Raw genomic sequence first — 25,979 nt, 5'->3', positions numbered from 1 at the left:
GGCCTCAGTCCTCGACGGGGGTGCGCCGGCGGTAGCCGTTGAGTCGCACGCAGACGTGGCCCTGCGGGTCGAGCGCCTCGGCGCACAGCGGGCACGGCGGGCGGCCCGCGGAGACGACCTTCTCCGCGCGGTCGGCGAAGGCCTGCGCCTGCGTCGGGGACAGGAACACGCGCAGGGCGTCGGGGCCCTCCTCGGTGTCGTCGAGGACGACCGACTCGTCGATCTCCTCCTCGCTCACCGCGAGCAGCTCCACGACGACGGACTGGGAGTCGGCGTCCCAGCCCAGGCCCATCGTGCCGACCCGGAACTCCTCCTCCAGCGGCACGGCCAGCGGGTCGAGGTCGGTGCCGTCGCCCGCGGCACCCGGCCGGTCGTCGCCGAACCGACGCGCCACCTCCTCGAGGAGGGCGGCGATGCGTTCGGCGAGCACCGACACCTGCTGCTTCTCCAGGAGCACGCTGACGGTGCGTGAGTCCTCGATGGCCTGCAGGTAGAAGGAGCGGTCGCCGGGCTCGCCGACGGTCCCGGCGACGAAGCGCTCGGGCTGGCGGAAGACGTGGATGACGCGTGACATGGCTCGTCCAGAGTAGCCCGGCGCGTCGCGCACGGCACGCCGCACGTCAGGTGGTACCGCCCACCACCGCGTCGGAGCTGCGCGCGGACGCGGCCCGGCGGCGCCGTTTCGGCGCGGGCGGCACCAGCCCGGCGACGTCGCCGCCCAGGTCGTTGACGCGCGCGACGAACGGGCGCGTCTCGGTGTAGTGCACGACGCTGATCGAGCAGGTGTCGACCATGATCCGCTGGAAGTTGTCGAGATGGGTGGCCAGCGCGTCGGCCAGCACCGCCTTGATGACGTCACCGTGGCTGCACGCCACCCACACCGCCTGCGGGCCGTGCGCGGCGGCGATCCGGGCGCCGTGGCGGCGCACCGCCGCCACCGCCCTGGCCTGCATCGCCGCGAGCCCCTCGCCCTCGGGGAACACCGCCGCGGACGGGTGGCTCTGCACCACCTTCCACAGGGGCTCCTTGCCCAGCTTCTTGAGCTCCGAGCCCGTCCAGGTGCCGTAGTCGACCTCGGCGAGATCGGGCTCGGTGACCGGCGTCAGCTCCCGGTCGGCGGCCAGCGGGGCGACGGTCTGCTCGCAGCGCAGCATCGGCGAGCAGACGATCTCGGCGATCGGCACGCCGTTGAGCCGCCCGACGACCTTCTCGGCCTGGCCCCGGCCGGTCTCGTCGAGCTCCACGCCGGGGGTGCGGCCGGCCAGCACACCGGCGACGTTCGCCGAGGAACGCCCGTGCCGAAGCAGGATCAGGGTGGTCACCGCCCGACCCTACGTCGCGGCGAGCCGGCCGGTGGCGAGCCCGGCGAGCAGCAGCAGGCCCAGCCCGACCCGGTACCAGACGAACACGTACACGCTGTGGCCCTCGACGTAGCGCAGCAGCCAGGCGATCGTGGCGTACCCGACGACGAACGCGATCACCGTCGCCACGATCATCTGCAGCACGCTGGGCCCGTCGTTCGCGAAGACGTCGGGGAGCTGGAACAGGCCCGCCGCGAACACCGACGGGATGGCCAGCAGGAACGAGTAGCGCACGATCGCGGGGCGCGTCATGCCCAGGAACAGGCCCGCGGTGATCGTGCCGCCGGAGCGGGAGACGCCCGGGACCAGCGCCATGGCCTGGGCGAACCCGAGCAGGATCCCGTCGCGCGGGGTGATCTTGCGCAGCTCGATCTGCTGGCGCCCGATCCGCTCGGCGAGCCCGAGCAGCAGCCCGAACACGATCAGCGTGGTGGCCACCAGCCACAGGTTGCGCCCGACGGTCTGGATCTGGTCCTCGAACAGCAGGCCGAGCACGGCGATCGGGATGGTGCCGATGATCACCAACCAGGCGATCTTGTAGTCGTCGGTGATGCGCACCATCGGCGTGGAGAAGCCGCGCCACCACACCGCGATCAGGTGGCCGATGTCCTTGGCGAAGTAGACGACCACGGCGGCCTCGGTGCCCAGCTGCGTCACCGCGGTGAACGCCGCGCCCGCGTCGCGACCGAAGAAGACCTCACTGGTGATCCGCAGGTGGGCCGAGGAGGAGATCGGGAGGAACTCCGTCAGGCCCTGCACCAGACCGAGTACGAGAACTTCGAGCCACGTCACGTGGAGCGACCGTACTGGGGGTGATGATCGCGCCCGCCGTAGGCTCCCCGGCGTGCAGAAGCGACGGGTCGGGAGCAGCGGTCTGGAGGTCTCCCGCATCGGCCTGGGCACGCTGACGTGGGGTGCCGACACCGACGTCGACGCGGCGACCGCGCAGCTCACGGCGTTCGTCGACGCCGGCGGCTCGCTGGTGGAGACCGCCGACGGCTACGGCGACGGCCTCGCCCAGGAGACGCTCGGCGCGGTGCTGGCCGCGTCCGTGCCGCGCGAGTACCTGGTGATCGCGGGCCGCGCGTCGCAGCCCGGTGGCCCGCTCGGCGACGGCTCCGCCCGCGGTGCGCTGCTGGCCGGCCTCGACGCCACCCTGACCCGCCTGGGCGTCGACCACCTCGACCTGTGGCAGTTCCCCGCCTGGGATCCGGACGTGCCGCTGGACGAGACGCTCTCGGCCGTGCAGGTCGCGGTGCTCGCCGGCAAGGTGCGCTACGCCGGGCTGGTCGCGCCGCGGGGCTGGCAGCTGGCCACGGTCGCCGAGCGGGGCCGGGCGCTGGGCGCGCTCACGGTGCCGGTGTCGGCGCAGGTCGAGTACTCGCTGCTGGCCCGCGATGTCGAGGCGGAGCTGGTCCCGGCCGCGCTGCACCACGGCGTCGGGCTGCTGGCCTGGGCCCCGCTCGGCCGCGGGGTGCTCACCGGAAAGTACGCCGACGGCACCCCGGCCGACTCCCGCGGCGCCTCGGCCACCCTCGCCCCCTACGTCGAGGAGCGGCGCACCGAGCGCTCGGCCCGCATCGTCCAGGCCGTCCTCACCGCCGCCGACGGCCTCGGCACCTCGCCGCTGGCCGTCGCGCTGGCGTGGGTGCGCGACCTGCCCGGCGTCGCCTCGGCCGTGGTGGGGGCCCGCGACGCCGCGCAGCTCGCCGCGTCGATGGCGACCGACGCGGTGACGCTGCCCGCGGAGATCCGCGCGGCGCTCGACGACGTGAGCGGCTGAGACCCGAAGCGGACAACCCTGGCACCGGGTGGCGCCCGCGCCTATCGTGTGTGGCCACCCGCCGTTCACCGCGGCGACACACGGACGAGTTTCGGAGGTGCCGGTGGCCCGCAGCACAACCACCGCCGACGTCGAGGGGGACGCGGTCGACGGGGAGTGGGAGTACCGCCCGATCGACATCCCGGGTGACGTGTCCCGGGTGACCGCGGCGGTACGGCTCGCGATCCAGGCCGAGTTCGGCGGCTGGGAGCTGTCCCGGGTCCGGCTCTACCCCGGCGGCGTCCGCAAGGTCACGCTGCGCCGCCGCCGCAGCAACCGGATGCTGCCCGAGATCTCCTTCTAGGGCACCCCGCCTCTAAGGGACCAGCACCACCTTCCCGGTGGTGCCGCGGGACCCCAGAAGCCGCAGGGCCTCGGGTGCCTGGTCGAGCGGCAGCTCGGCGCTCACCAGCGGGTCGATGGCGCGCCGCGCCCACAGGTCCTCGACGACGGCCTGCCACTCGTCGATCCGCGGCGGGTCCATGGTGCGGTAGAAGCCCCAGTGCACGCCCACGACCTCGTAGTTCTTGACGAGCACGTGGTTGGTGGGGGCCTCGGCGATGCGCCCGCCCGCGAACCCGATCACCAGGATCCGGCCCTCGAAGGCGACGATGCGGCGCGAGAGGTCGAAGATGTCGCCGCCGACCGGGTCGAAGACGACGTCGGCGCCGCGCCCTCCGGTGAGCTCCTTGACCCGCGCCACGACGTCCTCGGCCGCGTAGTCGACCACCTCGTCGGCGCCGAGCCCGCGCACCACGTCGCACTTGGCCGCACCGCCCGCGGTGCCGATCACCCGGGCGCCCAGCGCCTTCCCGATCTGCACCGCGGCGCTGCCCACACCACCCGCGGCGGCGTGCACCAGCAGCGTCTCCCCCGCCTGCAGCCGCCCGCGCCGCACCAGCGCGCACACGCCCGTCTGGTAGGTGACGAACAGGCCCGCGGCCTGCCCGGCCGTCATGCCGTCGGGCCAGGGGAAGGTGGACGCGGCGTCGAGGACGGCCAGCTCCGCGTAGCCGCCGCGCCCCATCGGCGGGGTGCCGAGCACACGATCGCCGACGGCGGCGCGGGCCCCCTCCCCCGCCGCGACGACCTCGCCGGCGATCTCCAGCCCGGGGGTGAACGGCAGCTCGGGCTTCTCCTGGTAACGGCCCTGGCAGACCAGGATGTCGGGGAAGTTGCAGGCCACGGCGTGCACCCGGACCAGCACCTGGCCGGGCCCGGGCTCGGGGTCGGGCAGCTCGCCGAACTCCAGCACGTCGGACGGCTCGCCCAGCCGGGCGACGCTCCAGCCCTTCATCGGTGGTCCTCCCACGACACGGCGGGCGGCGCGCCCGCCCCCTTCGGCCCGGGCACGCCCCGGAACCCGTACGGCGCGGCCTCGCGGCCCGGCTGCACGAACCAGCACTCGCCGGCCTCGGCGCGGTCGAGGACCTCCTCCAGCGCGTCCGCGACGTCGTCGGCCGTGAGCAGCGGGAAGTCGCCGAACTGCTCCTTGGCGTGCGCGATCAGCGGGGTGTCGGCGAAGCCGGGACACAGCGCGGCGACGCGGATGCCGTCGGCCGCGAGCGTGGGCGCGACGGAGCGGACGTACCCGACGACGGCGTGCTTGGTGAGCGTGTAGATCGGGTCGCCCGGCATCGGCACCAGCCCGGCCAGCGACGACGTCGCGACGATCGTGCCGCCGCCCGCGCGGCGCAGCGCGGGCACGGCGGCGGCCAGCCCGAACACGACGTGGTCGACGTTGACGCCCATGATCGCGCGGTAGGCCTCGACGTCGAGGTGCTCGATGCCCGACTGCCCCGCCGTGGTGCCGGCGTTGAGGAACACGATGTCCAGCCCGCCGAAGTGGTCCTCGACCTCCTCGACGACGCGGGTCATCGTGGCCGCGTCGGTGACGTCGGCGGGCACGGCGAGCCCGCCGATCTCGTCCACCAGCTCGCGGGCCCGGGCCGCGTCGCGGTCGACGACCGCCACCCCGACCCCCGACGCGGTGAGCCGCCGCGCGGCCGCCGCACCGATGCCCGACGCGCCGCCGGTGACCAGCGCGCTCTTCCCGTCCAGATCCATCACGAGCTCCTCAGGAAGGTATCGAGCACCCGGGTGCCGAACTGCAGGGCGTCGACGGGCACGCGCTCGTCGATGCCGTGGAACAGGGAGGCGAAGTCGAGGTCGGGCGGCAGCCGCAGCGGCGCGAAGCCGAAGCAGGCCATCCCCAGCTCGGCGAACGCCTTGGCGTCGGTACCGCCGGAGAGCATGTAGGGCACGGTCTCTGCCGTGGGGTCCTCGGTGCGCAGCGCGGCGGCCATCGCGTCGGTGAGCGGGCCGGCGAACTCCGTCTCCACCGGCGGCAGGTCGGTGACCCAGCTGCGCGTGACGTGGGGCCCGAGCAGCTCGTCGACCTCGCGCAGGAACGCCTCCTGGCGCCCGGGCAGCACCCGGCAGTCGACGACCGCCTCCGCCGTGGACGGGATGACGTTGGCCTTGTAGCCGGCGTTGAGCATCGTGGGGTTGGCGGTGTCGCGGATGGTGGCCCCGACGATCCGCGACAGCGGCCCGAGCTTGGCCAGCGAGCCCTCCAGGTCGTCCTCGGGGAACTCCAGGCCGGTGAGCTCGCTCATCCGCTCCAGGAACGCCCGGACCGTGTCGGTGAGGGTGAGCGGGAAGGTGTGGTTGCCCAGCCGCGCGACGGCCTCGGCGACGTGGGTGACGGCGTTGTCGTCGTGCAGGAACGACCCGTGCCCCGGCTTGCCGCGGGCGTGCAGCCGCATCCAGGCGATGCCCTTCTCGGCGGCCTCGATCAGGTAGACGCGGCGGTCCTCGGCCAGGGTGAGCGAGAACCCGCCGACCTCTCCGACCGCCTCGGTGCAGCCCTCGAACAGGTCCGGCCGGTTCTTCGTCAGCCAGTGCGCGCCGTACGCCCCGCCCGCCTCCTCGTCGGCGAGGAACGCGAACACGATGTCGCGCGGCGGCACCACCCCCGCGCGCTTGAAGCGGCGGGCGACGGCGATCGTCATCGCCACCATGTCCTTCATGTCGACGGCCCCGCGGCCCCACACGTAGCCGTCCTGCACCGCCCCGGAGAACGGGTGCACCGACCACTCGGACGCATCGGCCGGCACCACGTCGAGATGGCCGTGCACCAGCAGCGCCCCGCGCGAGGGGTCGGACCCCGGCAGCCGGGCGAACACGTTGTCGCGACGGGGGGCGCCGGACTCGACCATCTCGATCTCGTAGCCGACCTCCGTCAGCTTCGCCGCGACGTACTCGGCGGCCTCCCGCTCGCCGGTGACCGTGTCGGGGTCGCCGGTGTTGGTCGTGTCGATCCGGATGAGCTCGGAGCACAGGTCGACGACCTCGTCGACGGCGCTGGTGTCGTCGGCCGGACGGTCCTGGGGGCGGGTCACGCGGCCTTCCTACCATCGCTGCCCGACCGGGGCGTCCCGTGCGCCGCCCCGTACACACCGCCGTGGGGCCGTCGGTTATTGTCTTCCCAGTGCGCGGCCACGGTCGCGAACGGTCCGAGTGGCGGAATGGCAGACGCGCTAGCTTGAGGTGCTAGTGCCCTTCAACGGGCGTGGGGGTTCAAGTCCCCCCTCGGACACTGGATTACCCCACGGCGGGTTGGCAGCTCAGGCAGGCGTGAAGATCCATTTCGTCCCGTCGTGCGTGATCAGCGATCGCAACCTTCGTAGTGTGGCCACGGTACCTGCAGCGTCCCCCGGATCGGATGCAAGCCGGTCAGCAAGCTCGTGGATGAGGCGGCCCTCGCGCACGTAGACGGTCTTCGGCTGGCCCGGAGCCGGCGGGCAGGCGCTGCTGTGGCCGTGGCGACAGCGATACCCGGCTCGATCATGGACCCAATGGGAGTCCAGACGCCGGCCACACACCGCGCATTGCACCAAACCCGACAGCAGGTACCGACGCGTCTCGCCGTCGAGGGTGGGTCGGGCGGCGCGGACCTGCTGCGCAGCCAGGAAGTCCGCTTCGCTGACCAGGGCCGGGTGGGCCGTCGCCGCCGACACCACCGACCCTCTCGCCGGAGCCGATCCGATCGTTTCCCCGTGCACTTCGTGCTGCCGATCCCATACCTGGCGACCGGTGTACCGCGGGTTCGCCAGGATCACCGCGACCGTGCGGAGCCGCCACGCCCCGCCCGTGCGGTGCCGATTCCGCTCCGGATCCGCGTCCGACGGACTCGGCACGCCTTGCTTGGTGAGTTCCCGGGCGATGCTGGCCACGCTGCGAGACAGCCCGCCAATCGCTGCGCGAACATCCAGCGGACGTGCGGCGCCGTCTCCGGATCCGGGTCCAGGCGCTGCAGCCGCCGTCCCCACCCGGCGTGTGTTCGGTTCGGGTGTGGCCCGGCGTCCACGAGCTGGTACCCGTACCCCGTAGGGCGGCCGACCGCCCAGATATCGGCCCTGCTCGCGGGCCTGCGTCCGCATGGCGGCCAGCACTCGGTGACGTGACCGGAGAACCTCCCGCTGCGACTGCGCGCCCAGCACCGTGACAAGGGCTTGGTGCATCGGATCGTCGAGGTCGACCGGGCCGCCCGCCTCGGGCAACCACACCTGAACCCCCAGGCGGCCCAGCAACACCGACACTCGGGCGAACTGGTCGCCGCAGAACGCCCGCTCGTACTCGCCGACGATGACCGCGTCGAAGCGCCGGCCCGCCGACGACAGCTCGCTCAGCAGGGGGCGTCATGCCGTGCTCGGACAGCACCGCACAGATCGGCTCGACCCCGAACCGATGGCGAAACGCGTGGATGTAGACCAGGATTACTTGAGTCGGCGGTCCCCGGGTTCCGCAGTTCGTGGGCAGACGTGGGGGCTGAGTTCGTGGGTTGACCTGCGGGAACGGGCGTGTGGCGACGAGGGTGGCGTGTGTCCACGCCCGCTCGGAGGCCGGGTGGGAGCGTTTGTGCTGCTCAGGCGGGGTGCAGGGTGGTGATCCGGGGTGGCGGGGTGAGTCCGCAGGCCCGAAGAATGCTCGACTGGGCGGTGGTGGGCTCGGTGGTCTGGACGACTGTGCCGGCCGGTCCGGTCAGCGTGATCGCGTGCAGTCGGCCGAGTTCGCGGTTGATCTGGCGCCAGGTCTGGCCGGTGCGGCGCTCGGCGACCCGGATCAGCAGCAGGGCGAGCCAGCAGAGCAGGACGTGGGCGCGGATGCGGGGCTCGAGCCGGTGGAACACCGGGCGCAGCTCGATGGTCGACTTGAGGTCGCGGAACCCGCGCTCGACCACGGTCACCACTCGGCCCAGCCGCCAGCCGCGCAGCCCGTCGCGGACCTCGGGGAGGATGGCCTGGTCGCTTGTGTTGCCCGGCCAGCACCAGCACCGGACCGGGATGCCCTCGCGGGTGACCGCGAGCCCGATGATGATCTGGGGCAGGTCGCGGCGGTGGTCCTTGGAGTGCCCGTAGCGGCGGAACCCCGGCGTCGCGTTCTCGCCGTCGGGGTCTTCGGTGTCGCGTTCGAAGTAGGTGCTGGTGGTGTCGAAGAACAGCAGGTCGACCTCGAGGTTGAGCAGGTCCGCGACGGCGAAGAACACCGCCTCCTGCACGCTCGCGTCGGTGTCGGCCTCCACGAGCAGGTCCATCGCCCGGTAGGCGTGGTCTTCATCCATGCCATCGAGGCCGGGGATGGCCACGTCGTGGCTGGCCCATTCGGCGGCGGCCAGCGTCGAGGACGGGTCGATCGCCCGGTTGGCCACCAGCGCGAACAGCACCCGCTCCACATCGGTGCTGAACCGGCGCCCGCCCAGGACCTTCCGCAGCGCGGTGTCGACCTCCAGGGTCGTCCACAGCCCGTGCAGCAGCCACGCCGCCCCGGCCGGTCGCGAGGAGATCAGCCGCAGCCCGTCGGTGGCCGCGTCGGTGCCGGTCACCGCCGCGGCGTCGGTGCCGGCATCGGTGTCGGGTTCGCCGAGGTAGCGGTTGATCGAGCGCACCAGCCGGCGCAGCCCGTCGCGGTCAAGCCGGTCCTCCCGGCCCAGGTTGAGCAGCACGTTCGTCTTCGTCGTGCCGTCCACCCGCTGGTTGTGGGCCAGAGCGAGGTAGCGCACGACCGAGCCGTTCAGGTTCTTCCGCTCGGTCGTCCGCAACTACATGACCGCACCCGACCACACTCCGGCCAGGTCACGCAAGCATCGATCCGCCGAAACGTGTGCCCACGCTTTCGGGCACTTCAGCGGAGCCGCGACCCGCTGACCAGGCACGACACCGACCAGACCCCGCTCATGTGCCCATCAACTGCGGAACGCGGGTCGAGGTGCGCCCGTAGAAGGCGAACCTGATCCCCGGCGGGCGGTGGTGCTCGGGTTCGGCCGGTTCCGGCTTGCGCCGCTTCCGCGCTACCCACTCCTCGAGCAGGTCCACTCCGGCCGGCTGCTGCGTGATGTCCATCCGCTCAGCAGAACCGGCCGGTACGGTGCTCAACTTGGGGAGGGCGGTGGACGCTGCCTCGTCGTGCTCGGGTCCGTGAAGCCCAGGCTGCGGTACCCGGGAGCGCGTTTGCGCAGCGAGGACGCGAGGACCGCGGTCTCGACGTCGTGGTAGTCGTGTACCTCGACGGTGTGCTTGCCGGGCGCGGAGCGCAGTACTCGGCCGACGTACTGGACCAGCCGGCCCTTGAACGCGATCGGCGCAGCCAGGAACAGCGTGTCCAGGGCGGGACAGTCGAAGCCCTCGCCGACATACGGGCCGGTCGCGACGACGAGCAGCGGCCCGTCACCCGGCTGGAGCCGATCCAGGGCCTCGCGACGCTGCCTGGCCCCCATCCCGCCGCGCAGCCCCACCGGGTCGTGCCCGGCGGCCCGCAGGAGGTCCACGAGCAGCGTGACGTGCGCGGTCCACTGCGTCAGGACCAGACAGTTCCGCCCGCGGGCCGAAGCGTTCAGAACGTCGGTGAGCACCTGCTGGTTGCGCGCCTCGTCCGCGACGAGATCGCGGTAGACCGCGGCGATCCCGCCCGGAGCCGAAGGATCAGCTTCGCCGCGGTAGACGAACCCCGTCGGGTGGACGGTTAGGACGCGATCCGGCACGCCGCCGGCGGCCGCAGCTTCGAGGGTGCCCGGCTCCGGAGGGCTCATCGTGTGCCGGACCGGGCCGAGCTGCAGGGCGATCAGGTCGTCGAGCTCGTCGCGCCGGTACGGGGTCGCGGTCAGGCCGAGCCAACGCCGGGCCGGGATCTGCCGTACGGCGTTCTCGAACGCCGCGGCCGGGATGTGATGGCACTCGTCGACCACGACGAAGCCGTAGCCCGCGGTCAGCTCCCCCACGTCGTCACGCCGGGACAACGTCTGCAGGGTGACCACGTCGACCGTGCCGCGCAGCTTCGTCCGGCCACCGCCGAGCTGGCCCGCGGTGACGCCGAGGTGCTCGGCCAGCCGGGCCCGCCACTGGTCGGCGAGGGTCTTGCGGTCGACCAGGACCAGCGTCGAGGTGGCGTGTCGGGCGATCAACGCACACGCGATCACGGTCTTGCCCGCGCCGGGCGGGGCGACGAGCACGCCGTGGTCGTGATCGGCGAGGTCGGCGACGGCGGCGGCCTGGTCGTCGCGCAACGTCGCGCCGAGCACGAACCGTTGCGGGGTCCCGTCCGCGCGCTGGTCCTCGATCTCCAGTGTGCTACCGGCCTCGGTCACGGTGCTGGCCAGCAGGTCGGCCAGTCCGCGCGGGAGTACCAGGCGGCCGTCGCGCGTCTCGTCGAACGAGTACAGGAACCGCGGGACGCCCCAGGTCGAGAAGCGACGCCGCTGCCGGTCGTAGAAGGCGGGGTTCGGCATCGACGCCGCGTGCTTGAGCGTCGCGAGCAACGCCGGGGTCAACTCGGCCATGTCGACCGACGCCCCCGCGGCGAGCCGCAGGTTCACCACCGGCGCCGGACGCGGTTGGATACCTGATGCCGTGGCCGGCACGAGCCCTGTGACGCCGACACCCACGGCCGGCGGGGCCACCTGCTTGACAAGCCGCTCCACGTCCCCCGGGGACAGGCGATGCACCGAGGCCAAGTAGGACCACTGGTCGGTGTGCGGTTCCAGCGTGGCCAGCTCGAGGAACACCGTCGCCCCGTGCCGGCGGGAACGGCCCTGCAGCGGCGCGGCGATCAGGTTGCCGATCCCGCCCGTTGCCGGGAGCACGTCCTGGGAGGGGAACAGCCGGTCGTAGGCCGTCAGGTTCATCCGCCCCCGCAACGCGATCGCCTCCCGCAGCAAGCCGGACCCGAGCCTCCGCGCAGTCGCAGCGGGCACCGGGCCGGTGAAGAAGATCCAGACATGCGCGCCGATCCCCGACCGCGACACCTCCAAAGCCGCCGGAACCCCGACCGCCCGTGCCGCCTTCACGTAGGCGAGCGCATCGAGCATCGCGGACGGGCCGTCGAAGTCCGCCGCGAGCCAGTGGCAGCTGTCGCCGGACAGCAGCGGATAGAGGCCGAGATGAATCTCGCCCTTCAGGTGCGCTTCGACGACCCGGTCCGTCAGGCGCAGGTAGGGCCGGTTCGTGCCCTTGCGCCACCCGCCCTCGACGGCAGGTGACCAGCCCGAACGACCCGTCCGCGCGCTGTCCCACCGGATCGCGTACACGTCGGTGCGGGCGGCGAACAGCGTGCGGAAGAACCGAACCTTGTCCGGCGCGGACGACGACGCGGCCACCGGACCGGGCCGATCGAGGAACAGTCCCGTCTGCGCGGCGGCAGGCGGGCGGGCCTGCTCGGCCGTCAGGTCCAGTAGCCGCCGCAGCCGTGCGTTCTCCGCGCGCAGCGCAGCCACCTCGGCCTCGGACGGGGAGGACGGCGGGCCCGTCACAGCTCGGCTCATCCGGGCCGCCGACTGCGACGGACACGAGAGTCGTCGCGGGCCATCGCGCTCCACACCGTGCCGTCGACCCTCGGCCCGCGCACCGGTGAACCCGCGGACGTCACTGCGAGAGGCACCTCTCCAGCTTCGCGCGACGCGGGATCGAAGGATTCGTCCTCGCGTGGCTGCACACCGTCCGCCATCGACGAAGGCCGACGACCGGACGACGTCCGACGGCGGATCACCCGGCCCAGCGCCGATACGCCTCGATCCACCGCGCGCCCCGCGGAGGCAGCGTCGGCAGCGGGACGTCCACCACCGGGATCGCCTGTCGGATCCCGCCGCGCGAGCAGCGGGCGACGATGTGCCCACGACCGGTCAGATCGAGGTCCTCGACGGTGACCACGACTCCGAGGACTGTCGTCCGGAAAGGGACGGCGAGCTCGTCGACCATCACGGTGTAGAGGCCGAGGACCTGTTCGTCCTCGTCGTAGCAGTCGACGGTAGCCTCCGCGATCAGCTCGTCGAGCTCGGCCACGCTGAGTCCGCCCACGGTCGGAGGGTAGCGACTACGGAGCGGTGCCCAGCGAAGCGGCGCGCGCACCCGCCTGGGTATCGTCGCCGCCCGCGGAAGGTCGCCACGGGATCGACCGCACAGGGCGAGTCACGGCAGGTGGAGGATCCATGCCAGCACGAACACCGGCGTTGAACGCCCTGACCGCGACGGAGAAGGGTGAGCTGCTCGACGCGTTGCTCACCGCGCGACCCGACCTGCGAGGACAAGCCGAGGAACTCGCGACACGGCGGCTCTCGACGGTGGACCCGATCGGGGTCGCCGACGGCGTGGAGTCAACCCTGCGTTTCGTGGCGATCGACGGCCTCAACGACCGGGCGGGATACCAACCCGGTATCGGCTACGTGCACCCGGTGGAGGCCGCCGCCGAGATCCTCGACGAGCTGCTGCAGCCTTTCCTCGACGATCTGCAGCGGCACGCCCGGCTGGGCATGACCGCCGCCGCGACGGAGATGGCGGTGGGCATCATGCACGGTCTGCACCGATGCCGCGACGGCGGCTCGGAGTCCCTGCTGGAGTACTCACCCGACTTCGCCGACGAGCGAGCAGCCGAGGTCATTCGGCGGTGCCGCGCCCTTGCGGTGGACCTCCCCGTCGACGACCTCGTCGATGCCCTGACCGGCTGGGAAACGCTCTTCGGCGATGGACGGTCGACGTCATGAGTGAGGCAGGCTGGTCCCCCGCCGGCACCTACCAGTACGCCACAGCGGCCCTCTCGGTGTTCTGGCCCGAGGAGCAGTTCCACATCCTGGTAACGCGCTGGCCGCACCTGGCCGCTCACGTGGGCGCGACATGGGACGAGCACCGCTGCCGTGTCGAACGGCACTGCGCGATCCTGGAGCAGCAGGGACTGCCAGTCCAACAGCTGCCCGGTGACGCGGATGGTTTCGCGGCCTTCATGACCGCGAGGAAGGCCACGACACCCCGTGAAGACGATCTCAACGCCTACCCGGACCTACGCACCGTCACGATCCCGATGACGGCATGGCCGCCAGCACGACCGGCACCGTGCTGGTGCGGCTCAGGACGCAAGTACAAGCAGTGCTGCCGCCGCCTCGGGCTCGGAGCCTGGACTGCGGTGCCGTGAACTGACATCGCAGCCATGTCGAGCGCCGCCGTCGCACCTCTGCGCTGCCCGCCCTGGCTCGAACCCGACGACACCCCGCTGCGCATGCGACAGCGGACCCCGTCAGCTCCCGACTCCGAGTAGCCTCGTAGCGGCCCGGAAGGAGATGCCATGTCGATCAACCCTTACCGGACCCCACTGCTCACCGCACGAGAGACTGCGCGGCATCTTCGGATGCCGGAGAGCACCCTCAACGTATGGCTCTCCGTCGGGTCGGACGAACCCCTGGTGCACGCCGTCCGACCGGAACGACGCGGATGGCCCCGCGTCCCCTTCGTCGGCATCGTCGAAGCCCACGTCCTGCGCGCTCTGCGCGCCGGCGGTCTGCCGATGGACGAGATCCGCAAGGCAGCAGCGATCGTGCGCGCCGAGTTCGCCGACCCCTACGCCCTGGCCAAACGTCGGATCGCCACCGACGGCGTCGCCGTCTTCGTCCGCCTGGCCGACGAGTCCATGATCCGCGCCCGCGACCACCAACACGCCATCAAGGACGTTCTCGAGCACCACCTCCGCGACATCGACTGGGACGACACAGGCACCGCCGTCCGACTCCGGCTCCACCACTACCCAGCAAGCGCCGAGGTCGTCATCGACCCCCGCTTCGGCTGGGGCTCCCCGGTACTCACCGCCAACAAGGTGAAAGTGGAGGATGTCGTCGCACTCTGGCGCACCGGCGAACCGATCAGCGCGGTCGCCGAGGAATACGACCTGACGGAGACCGTCGTCGAGAATGTCCTCCGACAAGCTGCCTGAGTTCTTCCTCGACCGCAGCCTCGGGAAGACCTCGGCCAGCAGGCTGCGCGCGGCCGGGCACATCGTCCACCTCATCGCCGACTTCTACCCGCGCGATGCTCAAGAGATCGGCGATGCCGAATGGATCGCCGAGGCTGCCGGCGCGGTTGGACCCTACTCACCAAGGACCGGCGCATCCGCTACCGCACCGACGAACTCAACGCCCTGACCAGCGGCCACCTGTTCTGCCTCGCCGACGGCAACGCCACCCTCGACCAGATCGCCCAGCGCTTCCTCGACGCCATGCCCACCATCCATCGCGCCGTCCGAAACACCGAGGTCGGCTTCTGGCACGTCCATGACCGCGGCCGCATCACCAAGATGTGGCCCTGAACGCACAACATGCACGAAACTTCCGCCCACCATGTTACTCTGCGGCGTCGTACCGAATTCGTATTCCACAGGCTTACGCTTCAGTTTCCGCCATGCGACAGTCATCCACATGAACCCTCGAAGCGGGGCAGAATTGCCACAGAATGGTGTCCGAGTCCCCCTCGGACACCCCTCCCGCGTGGCATCCCTGCTCCGCTCTGCGTTCCCCGTGTCGCGGCATCGACGGGCCCGGCCGCTCTCGACCCGGAGGAGCCAGGTGACCGGCCGAGGTCCGTCACCGCAGGCCGGATGACGACGGTCGGGCGTGTGGGACGGTGCGACCATGACGGCGGCCACCCACGACGAGCGCCACGCCCTGCTCGAGGAGCTCGACCTGTTGCGGACCCGTCGGCGCGAGCTCACCGACGACCTCCTGTCCGAGGAGGACCCACAGCACGACTTCGGCGACCAGGGCACGACTCTCGCGCTCCGTGACGAGATCGACTGGATCGACCGGCGCGTCCGCGACCTCGTGCACAGCCTCTGGAAGGTGGGACGGCCCGACGGGGACACCTCCGAGCGGGTCGGCCTGTACAGCACGGTCACGCTCCGCTTCCCGGACGGATCGTCGGACACCGTGCAGCTCACCCGGTTCCCCGACGAGGACGCGCCGGTCGTGACACCCGACAGCCCCCTCGGTCGGGCGCTGCTGGGGACGCGGCCGGGCGACGAGATCACGTGGGAGGCCCCGGCCGCGTCTCTCCGCGCGCGCGTGGAGTCGATCCGGCGCCCGGCGTAGCCGCCACCCGGATCGGCGGGCACCGGGGCCGACCGCCGCCGACACCCGGTGTGACGAACCGCGGAACGGGGGGGACACCACCCACCCGAAACGACTATCGTTGTCAACTATGACGCGAGTGGGTGTGGTGTCGGTGACGTTCCGGTCACTGCCGGTGGTGGAGGTGGCGGCCCTGGCCGCCGGTTGCGGCCTGGAGCTGGTCGAGTGGGGCGGGGACGTGCACGTCCCCGCGGGGGACCTGCGGGCGGCCGGGCTGGCGCGCCGGCAGTGCGCCGACCGCGGGCTGGCCGTCGGCGGCTACAGCAGCTACCACAAGGCGGGGCAGGACGATCCCGCCGCCGTCGCGGAGCTGGTGCGCACGGCGGTCGAGCTGGGCGCACCCCGGCTGCGGGTCTGGGCGGGGGTGCACGGCAGCGCGCAGGCGTCCCCGGAACGGCGCCGGGCCGTCGTCGACGCGCTGCGGGCCGCGGCGGACGAGGCCGCGGCGGCCGGGCTGGGGCTGACCGTGGAGCACCACGTCGACTCGCTCACCGACACCCTCGCGTCAGCGCTCGCGCTGCACGCCGAGGTCGCGCACCCCGCGCTGGTCACGCACTGGCAGCCGCGCGAGCTGCCGGACACCGACGAGTGCGTCACCGAGGTGCGCGCGCTGGCGCCGCAGGTCGTGCACGCCTTCTCCTGGGGCGCCGACGGGTTCACCGAGCGGCTGCCGCTGGCGCGGCGGACCGACCTGTGGCGGCCCGTGCTCGCGGAGCTCGCCGAGCAGGGCGGCACCGCCGAGGTGCTGCTGGAGTTCGTGCCCGACGACGATCCGGCGGCGCTGCGCCGCGACGCCGCGGACCTGCTCGGCTGGCGCGACGCGCCGGCGCCGGCCGGGGCGGGTGCGCGATGAGGGCCGCGGTCACGATGAGGGCGGCCACCACCGCCGCCGCCGCGGCGCTGGCGGCCGCCCTGCTCGCCGGCTGCGGTGCCGCGGCCCCGGACGCCCCCGGGCCGTCGGCGGCTCCGGAGATCGACCGCACCGTGGCGCCGCTGGAACCGGCCCTGTCGGTCACCGACCCGGCGGGGACGACGGTGACCGTGCCGGCCCCTCCGGAGCGGATCGTGTGCCTGTCCGGGCTGTGCGACGACATCGTCGTCGAGCTGGGGCTCACCCCCGCCGGCACCAGCACGCCGGCGCTGCTGGCGAACCCGGCGCTGCTCGGCGACGCCGCGGCGGGGGTGCCGACGGTGGCGGGCAGCTTCGGCAGCGAGGACGTCGAGTCGATCGCCGCGCTCGACCCCGACCTGGTGATCGGGCTCAGCGGGGTGCACGAGGGGCTGCGGTCCGCGGTCGAGGGCTTCGCGCCGCTGTGGCTGGCCGAGCCCGCCACGTGGGAGGAGTCGGTCGGGTACCTGCGGGCGCTCGGGGCGCTCACCGGCCGCGTCGAGCAGGCCACGGCCGCCGAGGGGGCGTTCCGCGACCGGCTCGCCGACGCCGTCGCCACCGCGCGGGAGACCGGCCGGGCCGACCGCACCGTCGTGCTGATGTACGGCAGCGCCGACTCGATCGGGGTCGACACCTCCGCCTCGCTCAAGGGCCACCTGCTCGGACAGCTCTTCGACTACCCCTTCGAGGCGAAGGGCACCGATCTCGCCACCGCCGCCACCTTCAGCGTCGAGGAGCTGCTGGCCCGGCAACCGGACGTGGCGCTGGTGTACTCGCTGCTGTTCTCCCCCGACGACGAGACGCTGTCGGCCCAGCTCGCCGACAACCCGGTGTGGGCGCAGATCCCGGCGGTGCGGGACGCGCAGGTGTTCGAGGTGGAGCCGCGGCTGTGGGGCAGCGGACGCGGCACCCGCAGCCTCACCGCGGTGATCGACGAGGCGCTGGCCCTGGTCCCCGGGGCGTGACGACCGGGTCGCCCGGCACGTCCCGCACCCGTCCGCCGGTCGTCCTGCTGACGGGGGTGCTCGCCGTCGCCACGCTGGTCGTGGCGGCGCTGTCGCTGGGCACGCCGCTCGTGGCGCCGCAGCGGCTGCCCGCCGTGCTGGTGGCGGGCGACGGGCTCGACCACGTCGTCGTGACGCAGCTGCGGGCCCCGCGCCTCGTGCTCGGAGTGCTCGCCGGGGCCGCGCTGGGGGTGGCCGGGCTGCTGCTGAGCGAGTCGCTGCGCAACCCGCTGGCCGTCCCGGAGCTGCTCGGGGTGTCCAGCGGGGCCGCGGCGGCGGTGACGATCACGGTGGTGTTCGGGCTGGCCGTGCCGTACGCGCCGCTGCTCCCCGCCCTCGCCGGGGCGGCGCTCGGCGCGGTGCTCACCGTGGTGGCGGTGCGCGGGGCGCTGGGGCCCAGCGCGGTGCTCCTCGTCGGCGCTGGGGTCGGCGCCGCGCTGCAGGCGGTGCTGCTGGCCGCCGCGGCGCTGTCGGAGTCGACCGACCAGGGCGTGCTCGTGCGCTACCTGCTCGGCTCGCTCACCGGCACGACCTGGACGACGGTCGCCACGGTGCTGCCCGGGCTGGTCGTGGGGGGTACCGCGGCCGTGCTCGCACTGCCCGCCCTGGCCGTGCTGCGGCTGGGGACCGAGGCCGCCTCGGTCCTGGGCGTGCCGGCGGCGCGGGCCAGGGTGGCGGTGCTGGCGGTGGCCTGCGTGCTCACCGCCGCGGTGGTCGGGGTGTGCGGGCCGGTGGCCTGGGTGGGCTTCCTCGCCCCGCAGCTGGCGGCGCGGCTGGCGCCGGGCGCCGGGCTGCCGGGTCGCGCGCTGCGCACCGCCGGGCTGGGTGCGCTGGTCGTCGTGGCCGCCGACCTCGCGGCCCGCACGGTGCTGTACCCGGTGGAGCTGCCGGTGGGCGGGCTGACGGCGGTGGTCGCGGTCGGGCTCGGCGCCGTGCTCCTCGGTCGGCGGGGCACGGCGTGAGGACGGCGCTCGTCGGGCTGCTCGCCGCCGTCGCGGTCGCCGGGCTGGCCGGGGTGCAGCTGCTGGTCGGCTCCACGCTCGACGCGGGCACCGCGCTGGCCGCGCTGGCCGGCCGCGCCGACGCGCTCACCACCGCGATCGTGCTGGACCTGCGCGCCCCGCGCGTCCTGATCGGGCTGGCCGCCGGGGCGTGCCTGGGCGTCGCCGGGGCCGTGCTGCAGGGCGTGCTGCGCAATCCGATGGCGGCGCCGGAGGTCACCGGGGTCGGCTCCGGCGCGATGCTCGGCTCGGTGGTCGCCACCGTCGTCGGCGGGGACGTCGCCTCCCCGGCCGGCACCGCGGCCGTCGCCCTGGCGGGCGGCACGCTCGGCGGCGCGGCGCTGTGGGCACTGGCCGCCCGGTCCGGCGGCGACCCGATGCGCCTGGTGGTGCTCGGCGTACTGGTGTCGGCGGTGCTCGGCGGCACCACACTGGTACTGCTCACCGCCCGCCCGCAGCTGACCGGCTCGATGACGCGCTGGCTGGTCGGCAGCCTCAACGGGCGCGGCTGGGAGCACTGGGCCGCGCTGTGGCCCGCGCTGGCCGTGAGCCTGGTGGCCGGGTTGCTGCTCGCCGGGGTGCTCGGGCTGCTCTCCGTGGACGACGACCACGCCCGCGCGCTCGGGCTGGCGGTCAGCCGGTGGCGCAGCGTCGTGCTGCTGGTGGCCGTCGTCGCGACGGCGGCGTCGGTGGCGGCGGCCGGGCTGCTGGCGTTCGTGGGCCTGCTCGCCCCGCACGCGGCCCGCGCGGTGGCCGGGTCCGACCACCGGGTGCTGCTGCCGCTGGCCGCGCTGACGGGTGCGGGCACCGTCGCGGCGGCCGACGTCGCCGCCCAGCTGCTCACCGCGGCGGTACCGGGCGACGCGGGGCGGATCGGCGTGCCGGCCGGGGCCGTGACGGCGGTGTTCGGCGCGGCGGTGCTGATCGGGATCGTGCGACGCAGGTCGCGGGCCACGGTGGAGGGAACCGGATGACGACGCCACTGCGGGCGGACGGGGTGCGGGTGCGGTTCGGGACGCGCACGGTGCTCGACCGGGTGGACCTCGCCGTCGCACCCGGCGAGTGGCTGGCGCTGGTGGGGCGCAACGGATGCGGCAAGACCACGCTGCTGCGCGTGCTGGCCGGGTTGCACCGCCCCGACGCCGGGCGGGCCCTGCTCGACGGCAGGCCCGTCCTCGACCTCCCGCGCCGGCAGGTGGCGCGCGGGCTCGCCGTGCTCCCGCAGGCGCTGCCGGCGGTGGGCGCGCTCACCGTGCGCCGGCTCGTCGCGCAAGGCCGCTACGCCGTGCGCGGCCCGCTGGGCATGCTGGGTGGCGGCGTCGACGACGCCGTCGAGACCGCCCTCGACGACTGCGGGGTGCGCCGGTTCGGCGACGCGCCGGTCGACCGACTGTCGGGCGGCGAGCGCCAGCGGGTGCGCCTGGCACTGGCACTGGCCCAGGACGCGCCGGTGCTGCTGCTCGACGAGCCGACCACCTTCCTCGACGTGCGCCACCAGCTGGAGGTGCTCGATCTGGTGCGCCGGCTGGCGGCGGAGCGGTCGCTCACCGTGGTGTCGGTGCTGCACGACCTGGCGCACGCCGCCCGCTGCGCCGACCGGGTCGTGGCGCTGCGCGAGGGGCGGGTGCACGCCGACGGCCCGCCGGCCGAGGTGATCGACGAGCGGCTGCTGCGCGAGGTGTTCGGCGTCGTCGGGAGGGTGCACGCCGACCGGTCGGGCGGCCGGCTCGGTGTCTCCTACGACGAGCCGGCCGCGCCCCCGTGACGCCCCTGATCAGGACGGGCCGGGCCGGGGCGCCGCCGACGCCGGCCCCCCGGCGGTCGCGCGGGCGGCACGGGCCGCCGCGCGCAGCGGCGATGTCGCCCACGCCACGACCACGCCCAGGCCGAGCACCGCCACACCGGCGGCCAGGCCGCCGCGCGGACCGAGATCGGTGACGGCCACGACGCCGGCGAGCCCCGCCCCCAGCGGCATCCCCAGGCCCCAGGACAGCATCCGCGCTGTGGTGTTGACCCGCGCCTGCCGGTCCGGCGGGCACACCTGCTGGCGGTAGGTGATCGCGTTGAGCACCACCGTCGCGTGCGCGACACCCCAGCAGGCGGCGGCGAGCAGCCCGGACACCCAGTGCCCGGCCGCCACGACGGCCGACCCGCAGGCCAGCGCGACCGGCAGCGCACCGAGCGCCAGCCGCGCCCCGCCCACCCGCCGCGCCAGTGCCGGGACGATCCGGGAGGCCACGATCCCGCCCGCGCCGTACATCGCGAAGAACAGCGCGATCCGCGGGTCGCCGTCGGGCGGCACGCCGAGCACGCGGTCGGCCCACGGCACGAGCATCGCCGCCCACGCCCCGCCCGCCACCGCGTTGGCCGTGCCGACGAGGGTCAGCGTGCGCACGACCGGCTGGCCCGCGAGGAAGCGCAGGCCCTCGCCGATCGCCACGGGGATCGCGACGACCGTGCGCCGGGCCCCCTCCGGCACGGGCACCGACAAGGGCCCGCCGATCCCCCGCACCAGCACGGCCGCGGCCAGGGCCGTGACGACGTTGAGGCCGATCAGGGGGGCCGGCGCGGTCACGGCCACGGCCAGCCCGGCCAGGGCCGGCACGACGAGCTCGACGGCCGTGGTCGCCCCGAACACCGTGGAGTACGCCTGCGTGATGCGGTCCGGCCCGACCAGCGTGGGCAGCGCGCCGAAGTTCGCGGCGTCGAAGAACACGAACGCCGTCTGCACGACCACGGCCACGACGAGCACCTGCGGCGCCCCCAGCACGCCCAGCCACCAGGCGAGCGGGACGCTGCCCAGCGCGACCGCGGCGACGACGTCGGCGGTGATCATCATCGTGCGCCGGTCCCAGCGGTCGGCCAGCGCGCCGGCGAGCAGTCCGAACAGCAGGTAGGGCAGCGCCTCGGCGGCCGCCACGGCCGCGGTCCACGCCGGCGAGCCGGTGAGCTGGTACACGAGCACCGGCATCGCCACGAGCGAGACGAGGGTGCCGGCGACGGCCACGACGCGGGCGGCGAGGTACCGCCGGAAATCGCTCATCAGGCGCACCCTAGACGACAATGATTGTCGATAGGCAACCCGTGACGCCGTGTGCTGGGTCACGGGAGCATCACTATTGACAACGGTTATCACTTAGTGATGGCTGGAGAGGCCGAGCACGGAAGGAGGTGATCTAGAGGATGAAGGACGTTTTCACGCAGGTCGAGATGGAGCGCGCGCTGCCGCACAACTCCGCCAGCCACAGCAACGCGCTGGTCGAGAACCCCTTCGACGTCGACCAGGAGTCGATCGTCGAGGACGGCGAGTGACCGGGAGATGAGTGCACCGCACGGGGCCGGGGCGCGGCCGAGTCCCGGTCGCCGAGAGGGGATGAGGACATGACCGACCGGCTGCGGCCCGGCGCCGCGCTGTTCGACGTGCCCGGGCGCGGCCCGGTGCTGCGGGACGCCGGGGGCGGCCTGCTCGACGTGGCCCTGCCGGCGGCCCGGCTCGACGGCCTGCGCGCATGGTGGGACGGTGCGCCCGGCCCGGCGCCCGACGAGCTGGCGGCGTTCGCCGATGCCGGGCACCTCGGCGACCCGGTGCGCTGGCCGGAGCACCGCCGGCACGTGCTCGTCCTGGGCGGCGGCCCGCTCGCGGACGCGGCGTGCACGGCGCTGTCCGCCGCGGGCGCGCGGCCCGATCCCGTCGCCGGGCCGGTGGGCGTCGACGACGTGCTCGCCCGCGGTGTGGCCGCGGTCTGCGCGCTGCACGCCGGTCCCGCCCCGGGCTGGTGGGCCGATCTCGACGGCCTCGCGGCGGCCGGCGTCGCCTGGCAGCGGGTCTCGGTCGAGGGGCGCCACGCCCTCCTCGAACCCGTCGCGGCCGCCCCGGCGATGTCGGGCACGCGCACGTGCGCGCCCGGCGGCTGGCCGCCGCCGGCTCGGGAGCGGTCAGCCTGCGCGCGTACTGGTCCGCGACGCCGGACGCCTCGTCGGCACCCGCCGACCGGGCCCTGCTCGGCGCCCTCGCCGCGCGTGACCTGCGCACCTGGGCCGGCGACGCCCCACCCGTGGCGACCGGTTCGCTGGTGCCCGAGGCGCTGCCGCCGCGCCGGCGCCTGCGCGTCGTCGACCTGGAGACCGGGGCGATCGCCGACCACCCGGTGCTGCCCGTACCCGCCTCGGCCCCGTGAGCACCGATCTCACGGTCCCGGCCCGGGACGGCTGCGCCCTGGCCGCCACCCTGACCCGCCCGGCCGGTCGCGGACCGTGGCCCGCCGTCGTCGTCCGCACGCCGTACGACCGCGGCCGGCTGGCCGGCGAGGCGCACGGGTGGGCGGCACGCGGGTTCGCCTGCCTGGTGCTCGACGTCCGCGGCCGGTACGGCTCGGGCGGCCGGTTCCGCCCGTACACCCACGAGGAGGACGACGGTGCGGACGTGCTCGACCACGCCCGCACCGCGCCGTGGTGCGACGGCCGCGTGCTGCTCGCCGGGGCCTCCTACGGGGCGCACTGCGCGGTCCGCACGGCACTGGCCCGGCCCGGTGACGTCGCCGGCGTGCTGGTGGCCGTGCCGGCGCTCGGGGCCGGGGAGACGGTGCGCGAGCCCGGCGGCGCCGCCCGGCTCGCCTGCCGCGCGGGGTGGTGGGCCGAGCACGGCGGGCGGCGCCGGTCCGCACCGGCCCGGCCCGTGGACCCCACGACGCTGCCGCTGCCGGACCTGCTGCGGCCCCGGCCGCCGGGATGGGCGGCCCTGTGGCGTGCCCCGCGCCGCGACCCGGCGCTGTGGCCGCGGCTGGTGACCGCGCGCCCGCCGCTGCTGGCCGTGGGCGGCACCGCCGACCCGTTCGCCGCCGACACCCGGGAACTCGCCCGGGCCTGGGGCGGCCCGGCCCGGCTGCTGCTCGGCCCCTGGGGGCACGGGCTCGACGCGCCGCATCCCGGCCGCGCGCTCGCCGGGCGCCGGGTCGGGGAGGTCTACGCCCGCTGGGCCCGCGCCGTGCTCGACGACGGCGCCGGCGGGCACCGCGAGCTGCTCGCCGTCGACGCCGACGGCGGGTGGCGCCACCCGCGGCCCCACCGCCGGCGCATCGAGCTGCGGCTCGCGGACGCCGCGTTCACCGCCGACCCGGCCGACCCGTTCCCGTCGGCGCCGGGCGGCGACCACCCCGGCCGCGCGCTGTTGGAGACCGTCGCCCCGGTGCGGGGGGAGCTGCACGGCAGCGTCGGCGTCGAGCTCGACGTGACCTCCGAGGCCCCCGACGCCGACTGGTACGCCCGTGTCTGGTGGGCGACCCCCACCCGGCGCGGCGTGATCGGCACCGCCGTCCGCCGCACCACCCCGCGCGGACCGGTCCGGCTGGACACCCCGCCGGTCGGGCTCGTGCTGCCGCCGGACGCGCGCCTGGTCGTCGAGGTGGCCGGGCACCACTTCCCCGCCCACGCCCGCAACCCGCACACCGGCGCCGACCACGCGGACGCCCGCACGCTGCGCCCCGACCGGCGCTCGGTGCGGGCCGCCGCGCTGCACCTGCCCCTCGCCGCCCCCGCCGCAGGCACCGTCCCCGCCTCCGCCGTCCCCGCCTCCGTCATCGAGGAGACCGCCGCATGACGTCCGTCCTGCCCACGTCCGCGCTCGTCGACCCCCTGCTGGGGATCGTGCGCCGGCTCGTCGACGGCGCCCCGGTGCCCGGCGCCCCCCGCGCCTACACCTCCGTCACCGCGGAGGTCGCCGACGCCCGCCGGCTCGGCGCGTGGCCCGCCGACCGCGTCAGCCTCGGCACCACCTTCGGCGACGTGGCGGGCGCGCGCGCCGCCGCCGTCGGCGAGGCGGTGGAGCGCTACTGCGGCAACCGCGTCCCGCCCGGCCTGCGGTACGCGACGGCGGCGGAGCTGCGGGCCGAGGGCCGGGCCCATCTCGGCCCCGCCGACCTGCCGTTCTTCGCCCCGTGGCAGCACGCCGAGCCCGGCTGGCCGTTCCGGCCCTTCACCGAGGACCTGCGGATCGCCTGGGTGGTGGGCTGCGAGGACGGTGCCGGGGAGTGCCTGGTGCCCGCGTCCTGGGTGCACCTCAACCACCACTCCGGCGCCCGGCGGCGCGAGCCGCGGCTGCACGCCCTGAACTACGCCGGCATCGCCACCGGCACCGACGCCGACGACGCGCTGCGCCGCGGCCTGCTGGAGCTGGTGGAGCGCGACGCGCTGGAGCTGTGGTGGCACCTGGGCGGGCCGAGCCGCGGGATCCCCGTCGACGCCGTACCCGGGCTCACCGCGGCCCTGGCCGGCACGCGGCTGTCCGTGCACCTGGTCGAGCTGCCCACCGAGCTGCCGGTGGCCTGCACGGCCGCGGTCGTGGTCGACCCCGAGACCGGCATCGTCGGCGGCGGCGGGGCCGCCCGGTTCGACCCCGCGGAGGCGGCCACCAAGGCGGTGCTCGAAGCCGTGCACACCTGGGTGTTCACCCGGGGGCTCCTGGACGCCGACGGCTGGGTGTTCGCGGCGATCCGGGCCGGGGTGCTGGCCGAGGGCCTCTACCTGCCCCACCGGGCCGACCGCCGCCACCTCGACGACGCCGGCCCGCGCTTCGCCGCCGTGCGCGACCTCGGCGCCCAGGTGCAGGTGTGGATGGACCCCCGCGTGCAGGAGGCGCACCTGGGCCGGTTCACCGCACCGCCCGAGCAGGCTGCGCTGCCCGACGGGCCGGTGGGCGACCTGGCGGCGCTGCGCGCGGCACTGGCCCGGTCCGGTTCCCGCGTGGTGCACGTCGACCTCACCACCCCCGACGTCGCGGAGACCCCGCTGCGGGTGGTGCGCGCGTGCGCGACCGGGCTCGTGCCCAACGCCCCGGCCGCGTTCCGCTACGTCGGGCTGCCCCGCTGGCGCGGCGCCGCCGCCACCCGCGGCTGGGCCACGGACGCCGACCCGGCCACCGGTCCGGACGGGCTCACCCTCGTCCCGCCCACCTTCCTGTAGATGCCGCACGCCACCGACGACCCGGTGCGCGCCGCGCTGTGCGCGGCGTGGAGCGGGGCGGTGCCCGATCCCCCCGGCGCGACACCCCCACCGCCGTCGCTGCCCCCGCGCGGGCCCGCCCACCCGCTCCCCCGGTTCCCCGACCGCGGCCTCGGCGGGCTGCTCGATCTGGCCGCGGCCGCCGACCCGCGGCGCCGGGCCGACGGGGTGCAGCTGCGCCGGGCGCCGTCGGCGGGCGGGCGCTACCCCGTGGACGTGCACGTCGCCGCGGGGCGGAACCTGCTCGCCCACGACCCGATCGCCCACGCCCTCGACGGCCCGCCCCCCGACGCCGGCCCGGGCACGCGCCTGCTGCTCTCGCTCACCGCGCGGCGCACCGTGTGGCGCTACGGACCGCGCTCGCTGCCGGTGCTGCTGCTCGACCTCGGCCACGCCGTGGCCGCCCTGCTCGCCGCGGCCGCCGCCGGCGGCCGGCCGGCCCGGGCCACGGTCGGGGACACGGCGGG

30 protein-coding genes and 1 tRNA gene are annotated in these 25,979 nt (G+C 74.7%); 18 read left to right on the top strand and 13 right to left on the bottom strand.

Going from position 1 to position 25,979, the window contains the following annotated elements:
• Positions 1-4: 4 nt before the first annotated feature.
• Genes PHY01_RS06155 through PHY01_RS06145 form a run of 3 tightly spaced genes read right to left on the bottom strand, consistent with a single transcriptional unit; the run spans position 5 to position 2,153 of the window.
• Positions 5-574, bottom strand: a complete 570-nt coding sequence (locus PHY01_RS06155; protein WP_141277559.1) for a DUF3090 domain-containing protein — start codon at positions 572-574, stop codon at positions 5-7.
• A gap of 46 nt (positions 575-620) precedes the next feature.
• Positions 621-1,322, bottom strand: coding sequence for a histidine phosphatase family protein (locus tag PHY01_RS06150; protein ID WP_141277558.1), 702 nt, complete (start codon positions 1,320-1,322; stop codon positions 621-623).
• A 9-nt stretch (positions 1,323-1,331) separates the two neighbouring features.
• Positions 1,332-2,153 (bottom strand): undecaprenyl-diphosphate phosphatase, encoded by an 822-nt coding sequence (locus tag PHY01_RS06145; RefSeq protein WP_141277557.1) that lies wholly within the window; start codon positions 2,151-2,153, stop codon positions 1,332-1,334.
• A gap of 52 nt (positions 2,154-2,205) precedes the next feature.
• Between PHY01_RS06145 and PHY01_RS06140 the strand changes: the two genes are divergently transcribed.
• Complete coding sequence (locus PHY01_RS06140) at positions 2,206-3,144, top strand: aldo/keto reductase (protein WP_141277556.1); 939 nt, start codon at positions 2,206-2,208, stop codon at positions 3,142-3,144.
• Positions 3,145-3,247: 103 nt separating this feature from the next.
• Positions 3,248-3,487 (top strand): DUF5703 family protein, encoded by a 240-nt coding sequence (locus PHY01_RS06135; RefSeq protein WP_141277555.1) that lies wholly within the window; start codon positions 3,248-3,250, stop codon positions 3,485-3,487.
• 12 nt (positions 3,488-3,499) lie between these two features.
• Here the strand turns inward: PHY01_RS06135 and PHY01_RS06130 are convergent, their stop codons facing one another.
• The 3 genes from PHY01_RS06130 to PHY01_RS06120 are packed head-to-tail and all read right to left on the bottom strand — an operon-like array spanning position 3,500 to position 6,587.
• Positions 3,500-4,480, bottom strand: coding sequence for an NADPH:quinone oxidoreductase family protein (locus PHY01_RS06130; protein ID WP_141277554.1), 981 nt, complete (start codon positions 4,478-4,480; stop codon positions 3,500-3,502).
• A complete protein-coding gene (locus PHY01_RS06125; protein ID WP_141277553.1) occupies positions 4,477-5,250 on the bottom strand; it encodes an SDR family oxidoreductase in 774 nt (257 codons plus the stop codon). The genes PHY01_RS06130 and PHY01_RS06125 overlap by 4 nt, the downstream gene beginning before the upstream one ends.
• Positions 5,250-6,587, bottom strand: a complete 1,338-nt coding sequence (locus PHY01_RS06120) for a M20/M25/M40 family metallo-hydrolase (RefSeq protein ID WP_141277552.1) — start codon at positions 6,585-6,587, stop codon at positions 5,250-5,252. The genes PHY01_RS06125 and PHY01_RS06120 overlap by 1 nt, the downstream gene beginning before the upstream one ends.
• A 112-nt stretch (positions 6,588-6,699) precedes the next feature.
• Between PHY01_RS06120 and PHY01_RS06115 the strand changes: the two genes are divergently transcribed.
• A tRNA-Leu gene (locus PHY01_RS06115) sits at positions 6,700-6,784 on the top strand.
• Positions 6,785-6,812: 28 nt separating this feature from the next.
• On the opposite strand, the gene PHY01_RS27430 is transcribed toward PHY01_RS06115, so the two are convergent.
• The 5 genes from PHY01_RS27430 to PHY01_RS06095 form a co-directional block, all read right to left on the bottom strand.
• Complete coding sequence (locus PHY01_RS27430; RefSeq protein WP_246085731.1) at positions 6,813-7,421, bottom strand: recombinase family protein; 609 nt, start codon at positions 7,419-7,421, stop codon at positions 6,813-6,815.
• Positions 7,422-8,113: 692 nt separating this feature from the next.
• Positions 8,114-9,286: an IS1634 family transposase gene (locus PHY01_RS28350; RefSeq protein WP_141277551.1), complete on the bottom strand. Its 1,173-nt coding sequence runs from the start codon at positions 9,284-9,286 to the stop codon at positions 8,114-8,116.
• A gap of 133 nt (positions 9,287-9,419) precedes the next feature.
• A complete protein-coding gene (locus tag PHY01_RS26235; protein WP_170183661.1) occupies positions 9,420-9,587 on the bottom strand; it encodes a hypothetical protein in 168 nt (55 codons plus the stop codon).
• A 29-nt stretch (positions 9,588-9,616) separates the two neighbouring features.
• Positions 9,617-11,989 carry a DEAD/DEAH box helicase gene (locus tag PHY01_RS06100; protein WP_218030029.1) on the bottom strand — a complete coding sequence of 791 codons (2,373 nt, stop codon included), beginning with the start codon at positions 11,987-11,989 and terminating at the stop codon, positions 9,617-9,619.
• A gap of 232 nt (positions 11,990-12,221) precedes the next feature.
• Complete coding sequence (locus PHY01_RS06095; protein ID WP_218030028.1) at positions 12,222-12,518, bottom strand: hypothetical protein; 297 nt, start codon at positions 12,516-12,518, stop codon at positions 12,222-12,224.
• 167 nt (positions 12,519-12,685) lie between these two features.
• On the opposite strand from PHY01_RS06095, the gene PHY01_RS26230 reads away from it, so the two are divergent.
• From PHY01_RS26230 to PHY01_RS28165, 4 genes are all read left to right on the top strand, one after another.
• Positions 12,686-13,216, top strand: a complete 531-nt coding sequence (locus PHY01_RS26230; RefSeq protein ID WP_170183660.1) for a hypothetical protein — start codon at positions 12,686-12,688, stop codon at positions 13,214-13,216.
• Entirely contained in the window at positions 13,213-13,641 is a 429-nt protein-coding gene (locus tag PHY01_RS06090; RefSeq protein WP_170183659.1) for a YecA family protein, read from the top strand. Before PHY01_RS26230 ends, PHY01_RS06090 begins: the two co-directional genes overlap by 4 nt.
• A 150-nt stretch (positions 13,642-13,791) precedes the next feature.
• Positions 13,792-14,433 carry a DUF433 domain-containing protein gene (locus PHY01_RS06085; RefSeq protein ID WP_141277547.1) on the top strand — a complete coding sequence of 214 codons (642 nt, stop codon included), beginning with the start codon at positions 13,792-13,794 and terminating at the stop codon, positions 14,431-14,433.
• On the top strand, positions 14,411-14,641 hold the full coding sequence (locus tag PHY01_RS28165; protein WP_170183658.1) for a PIN-like domain-containing protein: 231 nt from the start codon (positions 14,411-14,413) through the stop codon (positions 14,639-14,641). The genes PHY01_RS06085 and PHY01_RS28165 overlap by 23 nt, the downstream gene beginning before the upstream one ends.
• Here the strand turns inward: PHY01_RS28165 and PHY01_RS28160 are convergent.
• Positions 14,587-14,910, bottom strand: a complete 324-nt coding sequence (locus tag PHY01_RS28160) for a hypothetical protein (RefSeq protein WP_170183657.1) — start codon at positions 14,908-14,910, stop codon at positions 14,587-14,589. The genes PHY01_RS28165 and PHY01_RS28160 overlap by 55 nt on opposite strands.
• 217 nt (positions 14,911-15,127) lie before the next feature.
• On the opposite strand from PHY01_RS28160, the gene PHY01_RS06075 reads away from it, so the two are divergent.
• From PHY01_RS06075 to PHY01_RS06050, 6 genes are all read left to right on the top strand, one after another.
• On the top strand, positions 15,128-15,583 hold the full coding sequence (locus PHY01_RS06075; protein ID WP_141277545.1) for a GreA/GreB family elongation factor: 456 nt from the start codon (positions 15,128-15,130) through the stop codon (positions 15,581-15,583).
• Positions 15,584-15,692: 109 nt separating this feature from the next.
• Positions 15,693-16,475: a sugar phosphate isomerase/epimerase family protein gene (locus PHY01_RS06070; RefSeq protein ID WP_141277544.1), complete on the top strand. Its 783-nt coding sequence runs from the start codon at positions 15,693-15,695 to the stop codon at positions 16,473-16,475.
• A complete protein-coding gene (locus tag PHY01_RS06065) occupies positions 16,472-17,476 on the top strand; it encodes an ABC transporter substrate-binding protein (protein WP_246085730.1) in 1,005 nt (334 codons plus the stop codon). The genes PHY01_RS06070 and PHY01_RS06065 overlap by 4 nt, the downstream gene beginning before the upstream one ends.
• A complete protein-coding gene (locus tag PHY01_RS06060; protein WP_246085729.1) occupies positions 17,473-18,477 on the top strand; it encodes an iron chelate uptake ABC transporter family permease subunit in 1,005 nt (334 codons plus the stop codon). The genes PHY01_RS06065 and PHY01_RS06060 overlap by 4 nt, the downstream gene beginning before the upstream one ends.
• The gene (locus PHY01_RS06055) at positions 18,474-19,490 is read left to right on the top strand and encodes a FecCD family ABC transporter permease (protein WP_141277543.1); all 1,017 of its coding nucleotides are present in this window, start codon (positions 18,474-18,476) and stop codon (positions 19,488-19,490) included. Before PHY01_RS06060 ends, PHY01_RS06055 begins: the two co-directional genes overlap by 4 nt.
• Positions 19,487-20,281, top strand: coding sequence for an ABC transporter ATP-binding protein (locus tag PHY01_RS06050; protein WP_141277542.1), 795 nt, complete (start codon positions 19,487-19,489; stop codon positions 20,279-20,281). Before PHY01_RS06055 ends, PHY01_RS06050 begins: the two co-directional genes overlap by 4 nt.
• Before the next feature lie 9 nt (positions 20,282-20,290).
• On the opposite strand, the gene PHY01_RS06045 is transcribed toward PHY01_RS06050, so the two are convergent.
• Positions 20,291-21,559, bottom strand: a complete 1,269-nt coding sequence (locus tag PHY01_RS06045) for an MFS transporter (RefSeq protein ID WP_141277541.1) — start codon at positions 21,557-21,559, stop codon at positions 20,291-20,293.
• A gap of 140 nt (positions 21,560-21,699) precedes the next feature.
• Between PHY01_RS06045 and amiA the strand changes: the two genes are divergently transcribed.
• From amiA to PHY01_RS06025, 5 genes are all read left to right on the top strand, one after another.
• A complete protein-coding gene (gene amiA, locus PHY01_RS27420; protein ID WP_246085728.1) occupies positions 21,700-21,828 on the top strand; it encodes a streptamidine family RiPP in 129 nt (42 codons plus the stop codon).
• A gap of 584 nt (positions 21,829-22,412) precedes the next feature.
• Positions 22,413-22,694 (top strand): hypothetical protein, encoded by a 282-nt coding sequence (locus PHY01_RS27415; RefSeq protein WP_246085727.1) that lies wholly within the window; start codon positions 22,413-22,415, stop codon positions 22,692-22,694.
• On the top strand, positions 22,691-24,112 hold the full coding sequence (locus PHY01_RS27895; RefSeq protein ID WP_141277540.1) for a CocE/NonD family hydrolase: 1,422 nt from the start codon (positions 22,691-22,693) through the stop codon (positions 24,110-24,112). Before PHY01_RS27415 ends, PHY01_RS27895 begins: the two co-directional genes overlap by 4 nt.
• Positions 24,109-25,473 (top strand): YcaO-like family protein, encoded by a 1,365-nt coding sequence (locus PHY01_RS06030; protein ID WP_141277539.1) that lies wholly within the window; start codon positions 24,109-24,111, stop codon positions 25,471-25,473. The genes PHY01_RS27895 and PHY01_RS06030 overlap by 4 nt, the downstream gene beginning before the upstream one ends.
• Positions 25,474-25,979: nitroreductase family protein (locus PHY01_RS06025; protein ID WP_373865356.1), on the top strand; the 506-nt coding region annotated here is incomplete at its 3' end.

The organism is Pseudonocardia hydrocarbonoxydans, from assembly GCF_006539565.1.
In the GTDB taxonomy this organism is placed as follows: Bacteria; Actinomycetota; Actinomycetes; order Mycobacteriales; family Pseudonocardiaceae; genus Pseudonocardia; species Pseudonocardia hydrocarbonoxydans.
Note: the sequence above shows the minus strand (reverse complement) of the source record. Positions and strands in the feature narration are given on the sequence as shown.

Excerpts from the sequence above, each read along its gene's own strand:
- PHY01_RS06155 (WP_141277559.1), bottom strand. The coding sequence starts at position 574 with ATGTCACGCGTCATCCACGTCTTCCGCCAGCCCGAGCGCTTCGTCGCC.
- PHY01_RS06130 (WP_141277554.1), bottom strand. The coding sequence starts at position 4,480 with ATGAAGGGCTGGAGCGTCGCCCGGCTGGGCGAGCCGTCCGACGTGCTG.
- PHY01_RS06125 (WP_141277553.1), bottom strand. The coding sequence starts at position 5,250 with ATGGATCTGGACGGGAAGAGCGCGCTGGTCACCGGCGGCGCGTCGGGC.
- PHY01_RS26235 (WP_170183661.1), bottom strand. The coding sequence starts at position 9,587 with ATGGACATCACGCAGCAGCCGGCCGGAGTGGACCTGCTCGAGGAGTGG.
- PHY01_RS06090 (WP_170183659.1), top strand. The coding sequence starts at position 13,213 with ATGAGTGAGGCAGGCTGGTCCCCCGCCGGCACCTACCAGTACGCCACA.
- PHY01_RS06085 (WP_141277547.1), top strand. The coding sequence starts at position 13,792 with ATGTCGATCAACCCTTACCGGACCCCACTGCTCACCGCACGAGAGACT.
- PHY01_RS28165 (WP_170183658.1), top strand. The coding sequence starts at position 14,411 with ATGTCCTCCGACAAGCTGCCTGAGTTCTTCCTCGACCGCAGCCTCGGG.
- PHY01_RS28160 (WP_170183657.1), bottom strand. The coding sequence starts at position 14,910 with ATGACTGTCGCATGGCGGAAACTGAAGCGTAAGCCTGTGGAATACGAA.
- PHY01_RS06075 (WP_141277545.1), top strand. The coding sequence starts at position 15,128 with ATGACGGCGGCCACCCACGACGAGCGCCACGCCCTGCTCGAGGAGCTC.
- PHY01_RS06070 (WP_141277544.1), top strand. The coding sequence starts at position 15,693 with ATGACGCGAGTGGGTGTGGTGTCGGTGACGTTCCGGTCACTGCCGGTG.
- PHY01_RS06065 (WP_246085730.1), top strand. The coding sequence starts at position 16,472 with ATGAGGGCCGCGGTCACGATGAGGGCGGCCACCACCGCCGCCGCCGCG.
- PHY01_RS06050 (WP_141277542.1), top strand. The coding sequence starts at position 19,487 with ATGACGACGCCACTGCGGGCGGACGGGGTGCGGGTGCGGTTCGGGACG.
- PHY01_RS06045 (WP_141277541.1), bottom strand. The coding sequence starts at position 21,559 with ATGAGCGATTTCCGGCGGTACCTCGCCGCCCGCGTCGTGGCCGTCGCC.
- amiA (WP_246085728.1), top strand. The coding sequence starts at position 21,700 with ATGAAGGACGTTTTCACGCAGGTCGAGATGGAGCGCGCGCTGCCGCAC.
- PHY01_RS06030 (WP_141277539.1), top strand. The coding sequence starts at position 24,109 with ATGACGTCCGTCCTGCCCACGTCCGCGCTCGTCGACCCCCTGCTGGGG.